General features: G+C 43.4%; 7 protein-coding genes. All 7 read right to left on the minus strand.

Going from position 1 to position 3,418, the window contains the following annotated elements; genetic code table 11:
• Positions 1 to 172: 172 nt before the first annotated feature.
• The 7 genes from J7J62_04875 to J7J62_04905 all read right to left on the minus strand — a co-directional run bounded on the left by J7J62_04875 (position 173) and on the right by J7J62_04905 (position 3,286).
• Positions 173 to 484 carry a hypothetical protein gene (locus tag J7J62_04875; protein ID MCD6124486.1) on the minus strand — a complete coding sequence of 104 codons (312 nt, stop codon included), beginning with the start codon at positions 482 to 484 and terminating at the stop codon, positions 173 to 175.
• 102 nt (positions 485 to 586) lie between these two features.
• Positions 587 to 982: a hypothetical protein gene (locus J7J62_04880; GenBank protein MCD6124487.1), complete on the minus strand. Its 396-nt coding sequence runs from the start codon at positions 980 to 982 to the stop codon at positions 587 to 589.
• A 163-nt stretch (positions 983 to 1,145) separates the two neighbouring features.
• Complete coding sequence (locus J7J62_04885; protein ID MCD6124488.1) at positions 1,146 to 1,472, minus strand: hypothetical protein; 327 nt, start codon at positions 1,470 to 1,472, stop codon at positions 1,146 to 1,148.
• Complete coding sequence (locus tag J7J62_04890) at positions 1,462 to 2,061, minus strand: hypothetical protein (GenBank protein ID MCD6124489.1); 600 nt, start codon at positions 2,059 to 2,061, stop codon at positions 1,462 to 1,464. The genes J7J62_04885 and J7J62_04890 overlap by 11 nt, the downstream gene beginning before the upstream one ends.
• A gap of 227 nt (positions 2,062 to 2,288) precedes the next feature.
• A complete protein-coding gene (locus J7J62_04895; GenBank protein MCD6124490.1) occupies positions 2,289 to 2,522 on the minus strand; it encodes a hypothetical protein in 234 nt (77 codons plus the stop codon).
• Positions 2,523 to 2,536: 14 nt separating this feature from the next.
• Positions 2,537 to 2,821, minus strand: a complete 285-nt coding sequence (locus J7J62_04900) for a hypothetical protein (GenBank protein ID MCD6124491.1) — start codon at positions 2,819 to 2,821, stop codon at positions 2,537 to 2,539.
• Positions 2,822 to 2,836: 15 nt separating this feature from the next.
• Complete coding sequence (locus J7J62_04905) at positions 2,837 to 3,286, minus strand: hypothetical protein (GenBank protein MCD6124492.1); 450 nt, start codon at positions 3,284 to 3,286, stop codon at positions 2,837 to 2,839.
• Positions 3,287 to 3,418 lie beyond the last annotated feature (132 nt).

Below are 3,418 nucleotides of genomic sequence, written 5' to 3' on the forward strand. Positions count from 1 at the left end.
ATATAAAGTTTTAAGGTATAGGTGGGGAGAGATTTAATCATCTCTGCGCCACCCCCACCTATACCGCACCCCGCCCAAAAGGACGAGGAGTTACACATGATGTATAGTAAAAAACTTTAAATATCCGCTATATCTTACCTATGAATAGGTAGGGATTAGCAGAAGTGCTATCCTAAAAAACTAACCCACTTATAGCAACGCTTCTTTTGTTCTTCAATTCCTGCATACGCTTTTCAATGTTCGTAATCTCTTGTGTCTGCAGATACGGTATCAACCCTCCACTTATGCTCGCTTTTACATCCTTGTGGTGTTCCTTCCATACATTTATCAGCCTCAACGCCTGCTCTGCTGTTATTGGCATCACATTGCCAGCACCATCCTGCTTGAACCACAGTCCAAGCGAATCAAAATGCACTATCCTTAGAATCTCCCGTCCTTTCTGCCGTACTATAAAATCTAATCTTCCAAAACCATTTGTTTTCATTTTATTTCATAAAATTCGTTTTTATACCGAGACGGCGAGTGGAAACAGAAAAAAAATAAAGTTTTTAATGGTTTGGCTTATACGCGTGCGCGTGCAAGCGCTTCAGTTTGCTCGCTTGCGGCGCCTCCTCTTACCGTCCGGCGTTGCCACTGGCACCCACCGCGGATTGCTGCCTTCAAACGAAGGCATCTTCTGTTCAAACGTGAACAGTTTACCGACAAGTTCGTCAGTGTCCGTTATTCCCAGCTTCTGCATCGCTGGTATCAGAAGCTCGTGAATGTGCATACCCCGTAACTTCTGCGTCAGCAACTCGCCCTCTGCCTGCTCCGCCGCTTTCGGGTCCTCAACGGCTATGTCCATGTAGAGCGCGCTGTAGCCCGGATAGTTACTGTCTTCTCGTTCCTCGATTCGCAGTACTCTCCCTGTGAACTTTGCCGGTAGCTTTTCGAGTCTTGCACGCGGCACATATGTCTCATCCAAATCTTCTACACTTACCATCACACATCACCTCCTAACATTTTTATTCATTATTCCCGTTTTTTCGTATGCACTCATCGAAGTAGCGCTGCCTCTCTATTATTGCCATCGCTGCACTGACGATGTAGTCGTAGCTCATTCCTATGGTAGCTTCTCCTTCTTCCATTTCCTATCTCACTTCCTATTATTCATTTATTTCGTCAGTTTCGTTTTTTGATTGCTTCCGGAAGTTTTGGAACAGTGTTTGCAATTTCCCATCGTTGTTTTCTCGCTTTTCAATCTCTGCATCCATTTCCTGCTGGAACGCTGCAGCCTCAACTAGCACTTCTCGGTCTATCTCACGCTTACCCAACCGCTTCATCACATAATTCGCAATCGTTGCCTCTACTAGCACCGTGCCGCTAGCACGCCAATCCTCCGTGCCAGGCTTGCCATCGCCAAGCACAACTCGATAATAACCGCTATCTATTTCGTTTATTTTCGGTTTCATTTCCCTTACCTCATGCCGCAAACTCCACTAACTCCAGCCTTTTCGTGCCCCTAATGTACTTTTCGGCACATTCTAACTGCACTAACTCACCCTTCTTCGGCATCGGCGTCACCTCCGGGAACGGTACCACAATATACTCCCTTACACTCCCTGTATCAACTATTATCACACCTGTACCATCACCGTTTACATGCGCATCCACTACCTCGCCCGCAACCACTATTCGGAATCGTGAATCGTGACGGTTTACTTGGCGTTTCCATATGTCTATTTTGGCTTGATCCGCTTCGTAGAACTTTTGGAAGTAGAAACCTGTGAGAGGGTTAAGAACAGTACAGACATAATGCATTTTCAGGCATGTGTCGTGGAATGCTTGATACTTTGGTAGCTCTGTTCTCAGCATATCCCAGTCTCTGTTCATTGTTATACTCATAATACCGAAATTGTACATTTGTACAGCTTCTTCTTCGACAAAATCAAGAAATGACGCCGTTGACATTACGAAGAGAACCACTGTGAGTATCGCTTTTATTTTGCGTTTACGCTCGTCTTTCTGGTCTTTCTTGCTATCGCTACCGAAAGCTTCCACTAAGCTACTTATGTTTACCATTTTAATTCGGTTTTAATGTTTTTTAGAGTTGGGTGGGATATGGTAGTGGTCAAGTAAAAGTGTGTTCCGAATAGTTGCAAAAAGAAGTTACATAATGGAGTTTTTTGTTCCAACTTATGTGTAGTCGGAACACAACCAAGCATTATAAAAGCTGAAAGAGTGAAATTTGGAACAATGTATATGAAGCGGGATAAAAATAAAATAAAAAGTAATCCGATCACTGCACGCTACTCTCGTTTTTGTGATGTTTCGCCCCTGAGGAACTTTACCGCTTCTTTCTCATCTCTGAATAGAAGCGCAGAGCATTTTGGGCATTTATATTCATCGCCACGATTAAGAACCGAAGCGTCAACAAGCTCGTAATGAACATAGCCGTTCTCGTCAACTGTCAATTTGAATTCTTCCAACATGAGATCCCTTAGATAGTCTATCTCTTTCCCACATTTCGGGCATTTTGGCATGTTATTATCACCTCCTAACATTTTTTCTTCATATACCACTTCGCGTCCGTGTGTGAGTCTTTATAGAACAGTTCAAACCCTGTCCCTTCGTTATCAAACTCGGCAAAGCACGGTATTCTCACCAAATCAGCATCTTCTCCGATGAACATGGTGTAAAAGAGTTGTCTAATTATCTTTTCGGCGTTGATTACTTCACCTATCGCTTGGAGTTCCTCATCCCAGCAATCGTGTCCTCCTATGGAGCTATTGATATGCCAGCACCACTCGAAAGATTTGATTTTATCAATTAGTGAATTCATCGCTTGCATTTCTTCTCAGTAATGAATATCAACAGGCACAAGCCAGACTTTCTCTTCGTTCACACAAGCGTTTTTACGCAATATATCGATTTGCTCTTCAGAAATTAATGGCTCACCAGTATCAGTAAAAGCGTTCATGCTGAATGGGTGTCCACCCGCCATCTTGAGATGATAGAGCGCATCATCAAAATCTTTTTTGGTGATTGCTTCCTCTGCCTTTTTGAACTCTTCGTGCATTACATTTATGTTGTCTATTATCAATTCTTCTACCAGCTTTTTACCTTCTTCCGATTCTATCGGAATCACTTTCCGCTCGCCCCATCTCTTTTTGAAGTAGATCTCGTTCGGCATGGAATAATAATCCACACCATACTTCTTCGTCCATTCCATGACGCAGTCTTCTGCTTTTGCGAGCGCATCACCTTCTTCCTCAGCCGCAACTATAATGTATATCAATGCGTGCATATTCTCTCACCTCATAATATTTCCGCGAGCGGTCATCCTAATAAGAACTTATCAATCGCTTTCTTCACCGCCTCTTTCTCTTCTTTCGTAACTGGCTTTCCATCAGGCGCTTCAATGCTCTCATCAAAAGCA

It is taken from the genome of bacterium, from assembly GCA_021159335.1.
Classification (GTDB): Bacteria; UBP14; UBA6098; order B30-G16; family B30-G16; genus JAGGRZ01.

Bases quoted from the DNA above. Each gene is read 5' to 3' on its own strand.
- J7J62_04875 (MCD6124486.1), bottom strand. From the start codon at position 484: ATGAAAACAAATGGTTTTGGAAGATTAGATTTTATAGTACGGCAGAAA.
- J7J62_04880 (MCD6124487.1), bottom strand. From the start codon at position 982: ATGGTAAGTGTAGAAGATTTGGATGAGACATATGTGCCGCGTGCAAGA.
- J7J62_04890 (MCD6124489.1), bottom strand. From the start codon at position 2,061: ATGGTAAACATAAGTAGCTTAGTGGAAGCTTTCGGTAGCGATAGCAAG.
- J7J62_04895 (MCD6124490.1), bottom strand. From the start codon at position 2,522: ATGCCAAAATGCCCGAAATGTGGGAAAGAGATAGACTATCTAAGGGAT.
- J7J62_04900 (MCD6124491.1), bottom strand. From the start codon at position 2,821: ATGAATTCACTAATTGATAAAATCAAATCTTTCGAGTGGTGCTGGCAT.
- J7J62_04905 (MCD6124492.1), bottom strand. From the start codon at position 3,286: ATGCACGCATTGATATACATTATAGTTGCGGCTGAGGAAGAAGGTGAT.